The sequence below is a fragment of the Klebsiella sp. ZJOU C1 genome, assembly GCF_035620215.1.
Taxonomy (GTDB): Bacteria; Pseudomonadota; Gammaproteobacteria; order Enterobacterales; family Enterobacteriaceae; genus Klebsiella; species Klebsiella variicola.
Genome location: NZ_CP141644.1, coordinates 1,001,674 through 1,017,051, shown reverse-complemented (window position 1 = coordinate 1,017,051; position 15,378 = coordinate 1,001,674). Strand labels below are relative to the sequence as shown.

The 15,378-nt window shown below is 59.1% G+C and carries 15 protein-coding genes; 8 read left to right on the top strand and 7 right to left on the bottom strand.

What is annotated here, in order from left to right; translation table 11 throughout:
- Positions 1 to 157: 157 nt before the first annotated feature.
- Complete coding sequence (locus SPE70_RS04745) at positions 158 to 796, top strand: glutathione S-transferase family protein (RefSeq protein ID WP_040973068.1); 639 nt, start codon at positions 158 to 160, stop codon at positions 794 to 796.
- Positions 797 to 836: 40 nt separating this feature from the next.
- Here the strand turns inward: SPE70_RS04745 and SPE70_RS04740 are convergent, their stop codons facing one another.
- Both SPE70_RS04740 and SPE70_RS04735 read right to left on the bottom strand, forming a co-directional pair.
- Positions 837 to 1,586, bottom strand: a complete 750-nt coding sequence (locus tag SPE70_RS04740; RefSeq protein ID WP_022065067.1) for an SAM-dependent methyltransferase — start codon at positions 1,584 to 1,586, stop codon at positions 837 to 839.
- A 57-nt stretch (positions 1,587 to 1,643) separates the two neighbouring features.
- Complete coding sequence (locus tag SPE70_RS04735; RefSeq protein WP_008805277.1) at positions 1,644 to 1,901, bottom strand: YjhX family toxin; 258 nt, start codon at positions 1,899 to 1,901, stop codon at positions 1,644 to 1,646.
- 461 nt (positions 1,902 to 2,362) lie between these two features.
- Between SPE70_RS04735 and glaH the strand changes: the two genes are divergently transcribed.
- The 6 genes from glaH to csiR all read left to right on the top strand — a co-directional run bounded on the left by glaH (position 2,363) and on the right by csiR (position 9,678).
- Positions 2,363 to 3,340 carry a glutarate dioxygenase GlaH gene (glaH, locus tag SPE70_RS04730; RefSeq protein ID WP_040976037.1) on the top strand — a complete coding sequence of 326 codons (978 nt, stop codon included), beginning with the start codon at positions 2,363 to 2,365 and terminating at the stop codon, positions 3,338 to 3,340.
- A gap of 27 nt (positions 3,341 to 3,367) precedes the next feature.
- Positions 3,368 to 4,636 (top strand): L-2-hydroxyglutarate oxidase, encoded by a 1,269-nt coding sequence (lhgO, locus tag SPE70_RS04725; RefSeq protein ID WP_040973066.1) that lies wholly within the window; start codon positions 3,368 to 3,370, stop codon positions 4,634 to 4,636.
- A 23-nt stretch (positions 4,637 to 4,659) separates the two neighbouring features.
- The gene (gene gabD, locus SPE70_RS04720) at positions 4,660 to 6,108 is read left to right on the top strand and encodes an NADP-dependent succinate-semialdehyde dehydrogenase (protein ID WP_022065064.1); all 1,449 of its coding nucleotides are present in this window, start codon (positions 4,660 to 4,662) and stop codon (positions 6,106 to 6,108) included.
- A 12-nt stretch (positions 6,109 to 6,120) separates the two neighbouring features.
- A complete protein-coding gene (gabT, locus tag SPE70_RS04715) occupies positions 6,121 to 7,404 on the top strand; it encodes a 4-aminobutyrate--2-oxoglutarate transaminase (protein ID WP_040973064.1) in 1,284 nt (427 codons plus the stop codon).
- 135 nt (positions 7,405 to 7,539) lie between these two features.
- Positions 7,540 to 8,940: a GABA permease gene (gene gabP, locus SPE70_RS04710; protein ID WP_002889795.1), complete on the top strand. Its 1,401-nt coding sequence runs from the start codon at positions 7,540 to 7,542 to the stop codon at positions 8,938 to 8,940.
- Between the two features lie 45 nt (positions 8,941 to 8,985).
- Complete coding sequence (gene csiR, locus SPE70_RS04705) at positions 8,986 to 9,678, top strand: DNA-binding transcriptional regulator CsiR (RefSeq protein WP_008805273.1); 693 nt, start codon at positions 8,986 to 8,988, stop codon at positions 9,676 to 9,678.
- A gap of 85 nt (positions 9,679 to 9,763) precedes the next feature.
- On the opposite strand, the gene crl is transcribed toward csiR, so the two are convergent.
- The 3 genes from crl to gpt form a co-directional block, all read right to left on the bottom strand.
- Positions 9,764 to 10,162 (bottom strand): sigma factor-binding protein Crl, encoded by a 399-nt coding sequence (crl, locus tag SPE70_RS04700; protein ID WP_004178681.1) that lies wholly within the window; start codon positions 10,160 to 10,162, stop codon positions 9,764 to 9,766.
- A 57-nt stretch (positions 10,163 to 10,219) separates the two neighbouring features.
- Positions 10,220 to 11,464, bottom strand: a complete 1,245-nt coding sequence (frsA, locus tag SPE70_RS04695) for an esterase FrsA (protein WP_012542786.1) — start codon at positions 11,462 to 11,464, stop codon at positions 10,220 to 10,222.
- Positions 11,465 to 11,569: 105 nt separating this feature from the next.
- A complete protein-coding gene (gene gpt / locus SPE70_RS04690) occupies positions 11,570 to 12,028 on the bottom strand; it encodes a xanthine phosphoribosyltransferase (protein ID WP_002889733.1) in 459 nt (152 codons plus the stop codon).
- 257 nt (positions 12,029 to 12,285) lie between these two features.
- Here gpt and pepD point away from each other — a divergent pair, with 257 nt between their 5' ends.
- Positions 12,286 to 13,743: a cytosol nonspecific dipeptidase gene (gene pepD, locus SPE70_RS04685; protein WP_064170503.1), complete on the top strand. Its 1,458-nt coding sequence runs from the start codon at positions 12,286 to 12,288 to the stop codon at positions 13,741 to 13,743.
- Positions 13,744 to 13,784: 41 nt separating this feature from the next.
- Here the strand turns inward: pepD and SPE70_RS04680 are convergent, their stop codons facing one another.
- Both SPE70_RS04680 and dinB read right to left on the bottom strand, forming a co-directional pair.
- Complete coding sequence (locus tag SPE70_RS04680; RefSeq protein ID WP_012542788.1) at positions 13,785 to 14,237, bottom strand: GNAT family N-acetyltransferase; 453 nt, start codon at positions 14,235 to 14,237, stop codon at positions 13,785 to 13,787.
- Positions 14,238 to 14,239: 2 nt separating this feature from the next.
- Complete coding sequence (gene dinB, locus SPE70_RS04675; RefSeq protein ID WP_008805269.1) at positions 14,240 to 15,295, bottom strand: DNA polymerase IV; 1,056 nt, start codon at positions 15,293 to 15,295, stop codon at positions 14,240 to 14,242.
- Positions 15,296 to 15,378: the final 83 nt, after the last annotated feature.

Sequence of the window (15,378 nt, the reverse complement as noted above, 5' to 3'; positions counted from 1 at the left end):
ATGGTCATTATACCTTTGTAGGGATGAATTCGCGTTATCGCAAGGGGATAACATGCGTCCCCACACCATATACACCGCTATACCACCCATCTTTTCCCCCTCACGTTTTCAACCCAACCTGCTATGCTCCTTCTTTCCCTGTTCTCTGGAGATCTCAATGCTGACCATCTGGGGCCGAAAAACCTCCTCTAACGTGCAGGCGCTGATGTGGTGTGTTGGCGAGCTTGGGCTGGACTATCTCCGGTTCGACGTGGGGCATCGCTATGGTGGTACCGACAGCGAGGCGTTTTATCAGCTCAATCCCAATCGCACGGTGCCAGTGCTGCAGGATGGCGATAATCCGCCGCTGTGGGAAACGGGCGCTATCCTTCGCTATTTAGCCAATCGCTACGCCGATGACGCCTTCTGGCCGGGCGATCTGCTGGCCCGCACTGAGGTTGATCGCTGGGCCGAGTGGTCAAAGCAGAATATCGCCCTCGGCTTTACGGCGCCGGTGTTATGGCGCGTGGTGCGCACGCCTGCCGCCGAGCGGGATCCGCAGGCCATCGCCGCGGCGGTGAAGGCTCTGGAGCAAAAGCTGGCGATTGCCGAGACGCGTCTCGCCGGCAGTCGCTATCTGGTGGGCGATACGTTCACCCTGGCCGACATCCAGTTTGGCCATGTGCTGTACCGCTACTTTGCCATCGACATCACCCGTCATTCCCTCCCCCATCTGGCGGCTTACTATGCACGGCTAACCGAACGGCCTGCCTTTCGCCAGCACGTCATGGTCAGCTACGACGAACTGAAGGTCTGAAGATGGTCGGTAGCGCCTCCTGACGCTACCGACATACCGGTTAACGCGCCATCAGGACAAACACGCCCCAGCCGAGATATTCCCGGGTCCAGGTGACATGGTGCAGCGGCGCGGTGGTCAACTGCTGGCGAACCTCCGGCGCGAAGTCATCGTGCGGATTGGCCTCCAGCCAGCGGCGCATCGTCAGCCATTTCGCCGCTTCATAACGATCCCAGCCCTCCTGGTCGGCCAGCACCATCTCCACCACGTCATAGCCCAGTTCACCAAAGTGGGCGACCAGCGCCGGCAGCGTCAGGAAGTCATCGGGAGTCTGCGCGCCGCAGGCAACCGCCTCTTCCGCCGTGGCCGGACGTTTACGCCACCATGGCTCGCCGATCAGCAGCATGCCGCCGGGCCGCAGGCTCTGCTTCAGCAGCGCAATCGTGCCGGCCACCCCGCCGCCGATCCACGTGGCCCCCACGCAGGCGGCAATATCGCACGGCTGGCTGGCGACGTATCCGCTGGCATCCTGATGCACAAAGGTTACCCGGTCGCTTACCCCGAGCGCTTCTGCACGGGCGGTCGCCTGCTGGCTGAACAGCAGGCTCATGTCCACGCCGGTGCCGACGATCTGATGATCGCGCGCCCAGCTACAGAGCATCTCGCCGGAGCCGCTGCCAAGGTCAAGAATAGCGGTGCCCGGCGCCATCCGCAGCGCCCGTCCCAGGGTGGCGTACTTTTCCGGGGTAAAAGGGTTATGAATACGGTGTTCGCTTTCACTGATAGTAAAAATGCGAGGGATATCGATCATGGGTGTTTCTCCTTGAGAGCCATACGCCCGGGCAGCGACCCTGCCCGGGTCGCTGTATCAGCGGTTGTCCGCCTGCGCGCGAACGTTATTCAAACCAGTGGTGTTGATCCGGTACGGCTGGCCGTTCACCGACTTAATCAGCTTTTTGGTTTTGAGCTTTTTGAAGACCGCGAGGGTGCAGTCGTTCAGCAACAGCCCTTCCCGGGTGTAGCATTCGACGGCGGTAATGCGGCCGGAGGTATCGCGGACGTGCGCAATACGGCCACCTTTGGCGAGAACGTGTAAGGTCCGTTGTTCCTGACGGGATAAATTCATACTGAAACCTGTTCATTATCATGTGCGAAAACATGCCTACACCCGCAGGTGTGTGCGTAAGGTTTAAGCGCAGCGATAATCAGTCCGGCCTGGGCAGGTCGGGGAACTGATTATCTGATAATGACATTCTCCAGCATCGAAGCCTCGGTAAGCATTGAAAGGTATTAACGCGCTGAATACTAACACCCTCAGTTCATAAGGGTATGGCGCAGATTAAAAACTGTGACCGGTATTACGATTTCCCCTCAGCCTTCCCCGCATTTTGCGCTTTCCGCCACCCGCTCTGTTCCTCAAGATTAACCACCACCTTATCTCCCTCCCGCATTGTTAAATAATTGTTTTCAGATCACAAAATAGAAACAAAAAGGCCATTTCGTACGCATTTTATAAAAATGTAGATATTTTTAATTTATGGCTACGAAATGAACATCACCCTGACCTTACAGCGAGGAACGATCCTGATGAACGCCCTGACCGCAGTAAAACCGACACCCGCGCCGTTAGCCCAGCCATATCCGGGCTTTTCCATTGCCCCTTCCGCACAGTCGCCGCGCCTGCTGGAGCTCACCTTTTCCGCCGAAACAACCACGCAGTTCCTGCAGCAGGTCGCGCAGTGGCCGGTGCAGGCGCTGGAGTACAAATCTTTCTTACGCTTCCAGGTCGGCAAGATCCTCGACGATCTGTGCGGCAATCAGCTGCAGCCGTTGCTGATCAAAACATTGCTCGATCGTGCGGAAGGCGCGCTGCTGATCAACGGCGAAGGGATCGATAACGTCAGCCAGGCCGAGGAGATGGTCAAGCTGGCCACCGCCGTCGCCCATCTGATTGGCCGTTCCAACTTCGACGCCATGAGCGGTCAGTATTACGCTCGCTTTGTGGTGAAAAATGTCGATAACTCCGACAGCTACCTGCGCCAGCCGCACCGGGTGATGGAGCTGCACAACGACGGCACCTACGTCGAAGAGCAAACCGACTACGTGTTAATGATGAAGATCGACGAGCAGAACATGCAGGGCGGTAATTCCCTGCTGCTGCATCTCGACGACTGGGAGCATCTCGACGAATTTTTCCGCGACCCGCTGGCTCGCCGCCCAATGCGCTGGGCCGCGCCGCCGAGCAAAAACGTCAGCAAGGATGTTTTCCACCCGGTGTTCGACGTCGATTCGCTGGGCCGTCCGGTAATGCGCTATATCGACCAGTTCGTCCAGCCGAAAGATTTTGAAGAAGGCACCTGGCTGAGCCGCCTTTCCGACGCGCTGGAAACCAGCAAAAACATCCTTTCAATACCGGTGCCGGTGGGCAAATTCCTGCTGATTAACAACCTGTTCTGGCTGCACGGCCGCGACCGGTTTACGCCGCACCCGGACCTGCGCCGCGAACTGATGCGCCAGCGCGGCTACTTTGCGTATTCCACGAAACATTACCAGACTCATCAATAAGGGTTCTCAGGCGAAGGAATTGAGCGGATGTATGATTTCGTGATTATCGGCGGCGGCATCATCGGCATGTCGACCGCCATGCAGTTAATTGAGATTTACCCGGACGCCCGCATTGCGCTGCTGGAAAAAGAGACCGGTCCGGCCTGCCATCAGACTGGCCACAACAGCGGCGTGATCCACGCCGGGGTGTATTACACCCCCGGCAGCCTCAAGGCGCAGTTTTGCCTCGCCGGCAACCGCGCCACCAAGGCCTTTTGCGAGCAGAACGGCATCCGCTATGACGTCTGCGGCAAAATGCTGGTCGCCACCTCGCCGCTGGAGATGGAGCGGATGCGCGCCCTGTGGGATCGCACCGCCGCCAACGGCCTGCAGCGCGAGTGGCTAAGCGCCGGGGAGCTACGCGAGCGCGAACCGAACATTACCGGGCTCGGCGGGATCTTCGTCCCTTCCAGCGGCATCGTCAGCTACCGCGACGTGGCGGCGGCAATGGCGAAGATCTTCGAATCAAAAGGCGGAACGATCGTCTACGACGCCGAAGTCAGCGCCCTGAAAGAACATGCCAGCGGCGTGGTGATCCGCACCCGCCAGGGCGCCGAATATGAGGCCTCCACGCTGATCGCCTGTTCGGGCTTGATGGCCGATCGGCTGGTAAAAATGCTCGGCGTCGATCCCGGGTTTATCATCTGTCCGTTCCGCGGCGAGTATTTCCAGCTGGCGCCGCAGCACAACCAGATCGTCAACCATCTGATCTATCCGATCCCCGATCCGGCGATGCCGTTCCTCGGCGTCCACCTGACCCGCATGATCGACGGCAGCGTCACCGTCGGCCCCAACGCCGTGCTGGCTCTGAAGCGCGAAGGCTACCGCAAGCGCGATATCTCGCTGGCCGATACCCTGGAGATCCTCACCTCGCCCGGCATCCGCCGGGTACTGCAAAACAACCTGCGCGCCGGACTGGGCGAAATGAAGAATTCGCTGTGCAGAAGCGGCTATCTGCGGCTGGTGCAGAAATACTGCCCGAGCCTGACGCTGAGCGATTTACGCCCGTGGCACGCCGGCGTGCGGGCGCAGGCGGTATCGCCGCAGGGCAAACTGATCGACGATTTTCTCTTCGTCACCACCGCGCGTTCGATACATACCTGCAATGCGCCATCGCCGGCGGCCACCTCCGCTATCCCGATCGGCGCGCACATCGTCAGCAAGGTGCAGACCCTGCTGGAAAGCCAGAGCAATCCCGGACGCACGCTGCGTGCGGCACGTAGCGTGGAGACACTACACGCCGCTTTTACCCGTTAACCCCCTTAAGACAGGAAGCGATTATGCAACTCAACGATATGACACTGTTTCGCCAGCAGGCGCTGATCGATGGTCAGTGGCGCGATGCGCCCAACGGCGATGTGATTGCGGTGACCAACCCGGCCAACGGCGAGCAGCTCGGCAATGTGCCGAAAATGGGCGCCGACGAAACCCGCGAAGCAATTGAAGCCGCCAATCGCGCCCTTCCCGCCTGGCGTGCCCTGACCGCCAAAGAGCGGGCGAATATTCTGCGCCGCTGGTTCGATCTTATGATGGAGAATCAGGACGATCTCGCCCGCCTGATGACCCTCGAGCAGGGAAAACCGCTGGCGGAAGCCAAAGGCGAAATCAGCTACGCCGCCTCCTTTATTGAGTGGTTCGCCGAAGAAGGTAAGCGCATTTACGGCGATACCATTCCCGGCCATCAGGCCGACAAACGCCTGCTGGTGATTAAGCAGCCCATCGGCGTTACCGCCGCCATCACCCCGTGGAACTTCCCGGCGGCGATGATCACCCGCAAAGCGGGCCCGGCGCTGGCCGCCGGCTGCACCATGGTCCTGAAACCGGCCAGCCAGACGCCGTTTTCAGCGCTAGCGCTGGCCGAACTGGCCAATCGCGCCGGGATCCCCGCCGGGGTGTTCAACGTGGTCACCGGCTCCGCCGGGGCCGTCGGCGGCGAACTGACCAGCAACCCGCTGGTGCGCAAGCTCTCCTTTACCGGCTCGACCGAGATTGGCCGCCAGCTGATGGAGCAGTGCGCGAAAGACATCAAAAAAGTCTCCCTGGAGCTGGGCGGCAACGCGCCGTTTATCGTCTTTGATGATGCCGACCTTGATAAAGCCGTCGAAGGGGCGCTGGCGTCGAAGTTCCGCAACGCCGGGCAGACCTGCGTCTGCGCCAACCGACTGTACGTCCAGGACGGGGTGTATGACCGTTTCGCTGAAAAACTGCAGCAGGCGGTGGAAAAACTGCGCATCGGCGATGGCCTGCAGGATGGCGTCACCACCGGCCCGCTGATCGACGAGAAAGCCGTCGCCAAAGTTGAAGAACATATTGCCGACGCCATCGCCAAAGGCGCGAAAGTCGTCACCGGCGGCAAACCGCACGCCCTGGGCGGCAACTTCTTCCAGCCGACCATCCTGGTCAACGTTCCCGACAGCGCCAAAGTGGCGAAAGAGGAGACCTTCGGCCCGCTGGCGCCGCTGTTCCGCTTTAAGGATGAAGCCGACGTCATTGCCCAGGCCAACGATACCGAATTCGGCCTCGCCGCCTATTTCTACGCCCGCGATCTGAGCCGCGTCTTCCGCGTCGGCGAAGCGCTGGAATACGGCATTATCGGGATTAACACCGGCATTATCTCCACCGAAGTCGCCCCGTTCGGCGGCGTCAAGGCCTCCGGCCTCGGCCGCGAAGGGTCGAAGTACGGCATCGAAGATTACTTAGAAATCAAATATATGTGTATTGGCCTTTAACAGGAGCGATGGATGAACAGCAATAAAGCAATGATGGCGCGTCGCAGCGATGCGGTCCCGCGCGGCGTCGGCCAGATCCACCCTATCTTCGCCGAACGCGCGGAGAACTGCCGGGTGTGGGACGTCGAAGGCCGGGAATATCTCGATTTTGCCGGCGGTATCGCGGTGCTCAATACCGGCCATCTGCATCCGCAGGTTGTCGCCGCCGTCGAAGACCAGCTGAAAAAGCTATCTCATACCTGCTTCCAGGTACTGGCCTACGAGCCCTATCTGGCGCTGTGCGAAAAGATGAACCAGAAGGTGCCCGGTGATTTCGCCAAGAAAACCCTGCTGGTCACCACCGGGTCGGAAGCGGTGGAGAACGCGGTGAAAATCGCCCGCGCGGCAACCGGGCGCAGCGGCGCCATCGCCTTCACCGGCGCTTATCACGGCCGTACCCATTACACCCTGTCGCTGACCGGAAAAGTGAACCCGTACTCCGCCGGTATGGGGTTAATGCCGGGCCACGTCTATCGCGCCCTCTACCCGTGCGCGCTGCACGGCGTCAGTGATGACGAGGCGATCGCCAGCATCCATCGCATCTTCAAAAACGATGCCGCGCCGGAAGATATCGCCGCCATCATTATTGAGCCGGTGCAGGGTGAAGGCGGGTTTTATGCCGCTTCCCCGGCTTTTATGCAGCGCCTGCGCGCCCTGTGCGACGAACACGGCATTATGCTCATCGCCGATGAGGTCCAGAGCGGCGCGGGCCGTACCGGCACGCTGTTCGCCATGGAGCAGATGGGCGTGGCGGCAGATATCACCACCTTCGCCAAATCCATCGCCGGCGGTTTCCCGCTGGCGGGCGTCACCGGGCGGGCGGAGGTGATGGATGCCATCGCCCCCGGCGGACTCGGCGGCACCTACGCTGGCAACCCCATCGCCTGCGCCGCCGCCCTGGCGGTATTACAGATTTTCGAGCAGGAGAACCTGCTGGAAAAAGCCAACCAGCTCGGCGACACCCTGCGCCAGGGCCTGCTGGCGATTGGAGAAGAGCATCCGGAGATCGGTGACGTTCGCGGCCTGGGGGCGATGATCGCCATTGAGCTGTTTGAAGAGGGCGACCGCAGCAAGCCTAACGCCAGGCTGACGGCGGATATCGTCGCCCGCGCCCGCGACAAAGGCCTGATCCTGCTCTCCTGCGGGCCGTACTACAACGTGCTGCGCATCCTGGTGCCGCTGACCATTGAAGAGGCGCAGATCGAGCAGGGTCTCAAGATCATCGCCGACTGCTTTACCAAGGCGAAACAGGCATAGAACAGAACACATGCGGAAGCGAAGTACGTTCGTAAGGGAATGAAGACGAGACCTGCAAAACAACAATAATACGCGTGCCCCGGCGCGGGAATGTCGGGGCGCTCTCCCAGGTGACACACTTCGAGAGGGTAAATGATGGGGCAACTGTCGCAATCACAGGATTTAGGGGCGGGACTGAAGTCGCGCCACGTCACGATGTTATCTATCGCCGGGGTGATCGGCGCGAGTTTATTTGTCGGTTCCAGCGTCGCCATTGCCGAAGCGGGCCCGGCGGTGCTGCTGGCCTATCTGTTTGCCGGGCTGCTGGTGGTGATGATTATGCGTATGCTGGCCGAAATGGCCGTCGCCACGCCGGATACTGGCTCCTTTTCCACCTACGCCGACAAAGCCATCGGCCGCTGGGCGGGGTATACCATCGGCTGGCTGTACTGGTGGTTCTGGGTACTGGTTATTCCGCTGGAAGCCAATATCGCGGCGATTATTCTGCATTCGTGGGTGCCGGGCGTCCCGGTGTGGTTGTTCTCCCTGGTCATCACTCTCGCCCTCACCGGCAGTAACCTGCTGAGCGTCAAGAACTACGGCGAATTCGAGTTCTGGCTGGCGCTGTGCAAAGTGATCGCTATTCTGGCGTTTATCGTACTGGGCGCGGTCGCCATTACCGGTTTTTATCCCTATGCCGAGGTCAGCGGCATTTCGCGGCTGTGGGACCACGGCGGCTTTATGCCGAACGGCTTCGGCGCGGTGCTGAGCGCGATGCTGATCACCATGTTCTCTTTTATGGGCGCGGAGATCGTCACCATTGCCGCCGCCGAATCGGACACGCCGGATAAACACATCGTCCGCGCCACCAACTCGGTGATCTGGCGTATCTCTATTTTTTATCTGTGCTCGATCTTTATCGTCGTCGCCCTCATCCCATGGAATATGCCGGGGCTGAAGAGCATCGGTTCCTACCGCTCGGTGCTCGAGCTGCTGCATATTCCCTACGCGAAGCTGATTATGGACGGCGTGATCCTCCTGTCGGTCACCAGCTGTCTGAACTCGGCGCTGTATACCGCCTCGCGGATGCTCTACTCCCTGAGCCGTCGCGGCGATGCGCCGGCCATCATGGGCCGGACCAACCGCAGCAAAACTCCGTACGTGGCGGTGCTGCTCTCCACCGGCGCGGCGTTCCTCACCGTGGTGGTGAACTACTATGCGCCCGCGAAGGTGTTTAAATTCCTCATCGACAGCTCTGGCGCCATCGCCCTGCTGGTCTATCTGGTGATCGCCGTTTCACAACTGCGGATGCGCAAAATCCTTCAGGCGCAAGGCGGCGAGATCCGTCTGAGAATGTGGCTCTATCCGTACCTGACCTGGCTGGTGATCGCCTTTATCACCTTCGTGCTGGTGGTGATGCTGTTCCGTCCGGCGCAGCAGCTGGAGGTGATCTCTACCGGCCTGTTAGCATTGGGAATTATTTGTACAGTCCCGATTATGTCGCGCTGGAAAAAGCTGGTATTGTGGCAAAAACTGCCGCTGCAAAATACGCGTTAACCCTGTTCCCGGCGCCCGCCGGGAAGAGTATTCAGGAGTAAGAACATGACCGCCATTCCCCAGGCGACGGCCATTGACGGGTACCGTTGGCTGAAAAACGACATCATCCGCGGGGTCTACCAACCCGATGAGAAGCTGCGAATGAGCCTGCTGACGTCGCGCTATGAGCTCGGTGTCGGGCCGCTGCGGGAGGCGCTCTCGCAGCTGGTGGCGGAAAGGCTGGTGACGGTGGTTAATCAGAAAGGCTATCGGGTGGCGCCCATGTCGGAGCAGGAGCTTCTCGATATCTTCGACGCGCGCGCCAATATGGAAGCCATGCTGGTGCGCCTCGCCATCGAACGCGGCGGCGACGAGTGGGAAGCCGAGCTGCTGGCCCGCGCCCATCTGCTCAACAAGCTGGAGTCCTGTGACGCCAGTGAGCGCTTACTCGATGAATGGGACCAGCGCCATCAGGCGTTTCACACCGCCATCGTCGCCGGCTGCGGCTCCCAGTATCTGCTGCAGATGCGCGAAAGGCTGTTCGATCTGGCGGCGCGCTACCGTTTCATCTGGCTGCGCACCACCGTGCTGTCGGTGGAGATGCTGGAAGACAAACATGTTCAACACCAGACCCTGCTGGACGCCATTCTGGCGCGCGATGCCGAACGAGCCAGCGCGCTGATGCGCGAGCACTTACTGACCCCTATCCCGATTATTCAACAGGCGATGGCTGGCAAGCTGTCGCCGCAGGCAGGGTGAGTCAGATGGTGGGGTTGAAATTACGGGTATGGCGGCACGCTCCTCCACGCCGCACGGGCGTGGAGAAATCGTATCCGTAGATCAATCAGGCCCGCAGGCGAACCGGTTCGCTGAAATCGTCGGCCGGTTCCAGCTTCAGATTAAAGGTGGTCAGCAGTGCTGCCGCGCGCTCGTGGAACTCGCGTAGCGTTTTTTCCAGTCTCTCGCTCACTTCCGGGTCGTCAATGTCGACCGCCTGCCATGAACCTTCTTTATTGAACAGGCCAAACTGGTAGCTATAGGTGAAACGTGACTCTTGTGCTTCCATTTCCATCCACCAGCCCCAGAATTCACGCTTCTCCGGTGCGGGCTTAACATTGACGCAAACTGCCAGGCAATCGAAAAAGAAACGGTTGTCATGGCACTGCTCTTCGCGAATGTAAGGCCCTAGCGCCGTGAATTTCTTGATCAACTTACTTTTCAGGTGTCCACTCGGTAACGTCATTGCGATCTCCTTTAGTGATGCAACTGTTTTACCAAACCAATAGAATTTAGCAATAAATTAACCAAATCTATGATTGATCCAGCGGGCGATCTGTCGCAATGCGTGATCAAAATTGCGATACACCGGGTTAAACGGGATCTCCAGCAGTTTGCCATCGGCAGATGACGAAGTGATTAACCGCGACTCCTCTTCGGGGCTGAACGGATCGTCCTTCCAGAAGCCGGAAAGCATCGGCGTCGGGCAACGGCGCCCCAGCAGTCCCTGGGTTTTTAACGAGTAGCGGTTGAGCTCCACGCGCAGCGCTTCATCGGACGCGTCATGCATGCCCAGCCGCGAGGCCAGCACGTCAAGATACATCTCCGGCACGCGCCCCTGATGCAGGGGATCCACCAGCAGACCATGAACGACCGGGCCCAGACACGCCACAGCCTTCAGCCGCTGCGGCTCCAGGTAACCCAGACGGACCGCGATATTGGCGCCAAAGCGGAAGCCAAAGGCCGCGACCCGGGTATGATCGACCCACGGTACATTTTCCAGATGGCGCAGCGCGTGCTGGTGCAGCAGGCTGGTGTCCTGATTCAGCGTCCATTTTGACGAGAAGCCGATGGAAGGCATATCGATCGTCAGCATGGCAATACCGAGCGGTGAGAAGTAGTTCTCATACAGGTTGTAATAATCCGTCTGCAGTGAGTCCAGGCCCCCGCACATCAGCACCGTCGGAAACGGCCCATCGCCTTTTGGCATATGCAAAAAGCCGGTTATTGGCGAACCGCCAGGAATGGTGAACTCCAGTTCGCGCAGCGAGCCCGGCAGCCGCTGGGCGGCCTCTTCATACGCCCGGTTGGCTAAAGCCTGCGCCTGTTCGGCCAGCTCATCGCCTTTAATATGCGGATAAGCGGCAATGCTATACAGGTTCGATGCATGCAACCAGTGGCGGCCGCTCAGCAAAGGATCGGCTTCCTGCCCGGCCTTTTGCTGCCACTGCATGGCCTCTTTCGCCCACTCAAAGATCCAGTTGCCGCCGCGATAGCCGATAACGGTATCGAACAGTTCTGGATCCGTTCGTTCGGCCTCGCTCATCACAATGCGCGCTTGCACATCGAGGATCTCCTGCGGGGTCACGCCGCGCCAGATCCACATCAAACGGTTGATCAGACGGTACCAGTGATCGACGTGATTGCCGCTCAGCGCCGACTGCATCGCCTGCGGTTTTCCGGCGGAAAACCGACGCACCAGCGTAGAGGTTTCGGGATGTTTGAAGCGGGGTTTAAACAGCGTTTCGCTGAGGTTAGCCTGTGACATGTGCAGCCTCCGTCGTAGTGCCACTCCTGTTATTGTAACCTGCTAAAGGATAAAAAAAACCACGCCCGGCAAGCCGGGCGTGGTAAATAGCACTGTCCTGAAGAATTAACGACCTGCGATAGGCGGTACAAACACCACGCCCATATCCCACGGCTGTTCAATCCAGGTGTCCTGCGGAATATCCACAACGTAATCGTCCACCAGCGGGCGGCCTGCCGGCTTGGCGAAAATGGTGACAAAGTGTGCTTTTGGATACATTTCGCGGATCGCCACGGCGGTACCGCCGGTATCCACCAGATCGTCGATAACGATAAAGCCTTCGCCATCGCCTTCCGCGCGTTTCAGCACTTTCAGCTCGCGCTGGTTATCATGGTCGTAGCTGGAGATGCATACGGTATCAACATGACGAATGCCCAGTTCACGCGCCAGTAAGGCTCCCGGTACCAGTCCACCGCGGCTGACGGCAATAATGCCTTTCCATTGCTCAACCGGCAGCAGACGGCTGGCCAGTTTGCGGGCGTGAATCTGCAACATGTCCCAGGTGACGACGTATTTTTCGCTCATGTGAAGTGTCCCAGCCTGTGTAATACGGCTTAAATAATGTTCGAGGGGGAAAATGGTTGCGCGAGATTATAGAGATCTGACGCACTAAAAACCAGTGTTAAGCGGTTTGCGCAACGCTTTTTGCGTTGTTTACACTACCTGCGGCGATGGAAAGTGGTATTCTCAACCCCATCGCGCAAGCCCGGGCTTGTTGTGTATTTTAACGCTAACCCTCGTCCTGCAACCGCTGTATGCAGGAGTCTGTAAGGAGACTTACCGTGTCTGAACTGTCTCAACTATCCCCGCAGCCGCTTTGGGATATTTTTGCCAAGATTTGCTCCATCCCGCACCCGTCCTATCACGAAGAACAGCTCGCCGAGCACATTATGGGTTGGGCAAAAGAAAAAGGCTTACACGCGGAACGTGACCAGGTTGGCAACATTCTGATTCGTAAAGGCGCGACTGCCGGTATGGGAAACCGCAAGCCCGTAGCGCTGCAGGCGCACCTCGATATGGTGCCGCAGAAAAACAACGATACCGTCCACGACTTCGCCAAAGATCCGATCCAGCCGTACATTGACGGCGAATGGGTGAAAGCGCGCGGCACCACGCTGGGCGCGGATAACGGCATCGGGATGGCGTCCGCACTGGCCGTGCTGGCCGACGACAGCGTCGCTCACGGCCCGCTGGAAGTGCTACTGACCATGACCGAAGAGGCCGGTATGGACGGCGCGTTCGGTCTGCAGGCCAACTGGCTGCAGGCGGATATCCTGATCAATACCGACTCCGAAGAAGAAGGCGAAATCTACATGGGTTGCGCCGGCGGGATCGATTTCACCTCTAACCTGGCGCTGACTCGCGAAGCGATTCCGGCCGGGTTCCAAAGCTTTAAAGTAACCTTAAAAGGGCTGAAAGGCGGCCACTCCGGCGGTGACATTCACCTGGGTCTGGGTAACGCCAACAAGCTGCTGTCGCGCTTCCTCGCCGGCCACGCCGATGAGCTGGATTTGCGTCTGGTCGATTTCAACGGCGGTACGTTGCGCAACGCCATCCCGCGCGAAGCATACGCAACCGTCGCCGTCGCCGCGGATAAAGCCGATGCGCTGAAAGCGCTGGTGAATACTTACCAGGCGCTGCTGAAAAACGAGCTGGAGGCCAAAGAGAAGAACCTGGTAGTGCTCCTGGAAGCGGTTGATAACGACAAAGCAGCGCTGACGCAGGCTTCCCGCGACGGTTTCATCCGCCTGCTGAACGCCACGCCGAACGGGGTTATCCGCAACTCTGACGTGGCGAAAGGCGTAGTGGAAACTTCGCTGAACGTCGGCGTCGTCACCATGACCGATGACAACGTGCAGATCCACTGCCTGATCCGCTCGCTGATCGACAGCGGCAAAGACTACGTGGTCAGCATGCTGGATTCTCTGGGTAAACTGGCGGGGGCGAAAACCGAAGCCAAAGGCGCTTACCCTGGCTGGCAGCCGGACGCCAACTCGCCGGTAATGCACCTGGTGCGCGAGACTTACCAGCGTCTGTTCAACAAGACGCCGAACATCCAGATCATCCACGCCGGTCTGGAATGCGGTCTGTTCAAAAAACCGTATCCGGAGATGGACATGGTCTCCATCGGGCCAACCATTACCGGTCCGCACTCCCCGGATGAGCAGGTACATATCGAAAGCGTCGGTCAGTACTGGACGCTGCTGACCGAGCTGTTGAAAGCCATTCCGGCTAAATAAGCCCCACCACCGGCGGCGGCCCGCCGCCGGTTTTCCCCGCATCACCTTAGCGCCACGCGTTTTTCCATCCGGTAGTTAATAAACCACTCCCCACGGGCTGCCACCCGCTGCTCCGCCACCACTTTAAATCCATGGGCCGTAAAACAGGGCTTTGCGGTAATGCTGGCGTCCACCGTCAGGATTTGCGCAGGATACTGAGCGCAGAGCGCCTCGATAAGCGCGCCGCCGATACCCTGCCGGGCGTGATCCGGCGAGACAAAGAGCAAATCGATATGCGTCCCGATGGCGGTGATAAAGCCAACCGGTTGATTGTTAACCACGGCCACCCGCCCGACTGAGTCAGCCAGCTTTTGTCGCCAGCGCGTCTCATCCACCTGCGCCCAGGCCGCAATCTGCGCCGGGGTATAGTCCCGGCTCGCCGTTTCCTGCACCGCGCGCAGAAAGATCTGGCAGAGCAATGGCAAATCGCTGTCGCGGTAAGCACGAATATGCATGGTTAAATCCCTAATAAAAGCTGCCTTTCCAGCTGCGGATCGAGCAGCGTCACATGGAGCCCAACCAGACGCACGCCCCGTCCGCCGCGCCGCTCATCCCAGGCTTTGTGGGCGGTGGCAATCAGATCCTCTTTGTTCAGCCGCGGCCAGACGTGCTCCTGAGTGGTCAGCTGGAAGTCATTGAATTTCAGTTTAATCCCCTGGCGGGCGATCAACAGGTCCGGTTTGACCTTCGCCAGCCGCCGCTCCAGTTCGGGATAGAGATTTTCGATAATCGCTTCGCACGCTGACCATTCGTGGATATCTTCCGCTAACGTCCGCTCCACGCCCACCGATTTACGTTGCCGATCGTTATGGATTTCCCGCTCATCAATCCCGTGGCTGCGCTCCCACAGAATACGGCCGAATTTACCGAAGCGCTTGAGCAGCATGGCCAGATCGCTGTTCTGCACATCGCCACAGGTACGCAGGCCCATATTTTCCAGCTTCGCCGCCGACACCTTTCCGACACCGGGTATTTTCGCCAGCGGCAGCGCCCGCACAAACTCTGCCACCTGATGGGGAGCGATAACGAACTGGCCGTTGGGTTTATTCATATCGGAAGCGATTTTAGCGAGAAACTTCACCGGCGCCACGCCCGCCGAGGCGGTGAGGTGCAGCTCCCGTTCGATGGTCTGGCGGATCTCCTGAGCTATTAGAGTGGCCGACCCGTGACAATGCACGCTGTCGCTGACGTCAAGGTAGGCTTCATCCAGCGACAGCGGCTCAATGCGCGAGGTATAGCGGGAGAAAATTTCGCGGATATGATTCGAGGCTTCTTTGTAGGCATCGAAGCGGCCGGGAAGCAGCGTGAGATGCGGGCACAGCTTGAGCGCCGTTGCCGTCGGCATGGCGCTGCGCACACCAAACTTACGCGCAGGATAGTTCGCGGTACTAATCACGCCACGCTGTACCCGACTGCCGCCTATCGCGAGGGGGATATCACGCAACGCCGGGTTGTCGCGCATCTCCACCGCTGCAAAGAAACAGTCCATATCGACATGGATAATTTTACGCATCGTCAGACTCAACACTGTATACCCATACAGCATAGCAAAACTGCGCGCCAGTTTGATGCTTTTTTTACTCCGGTGGTCAAAAA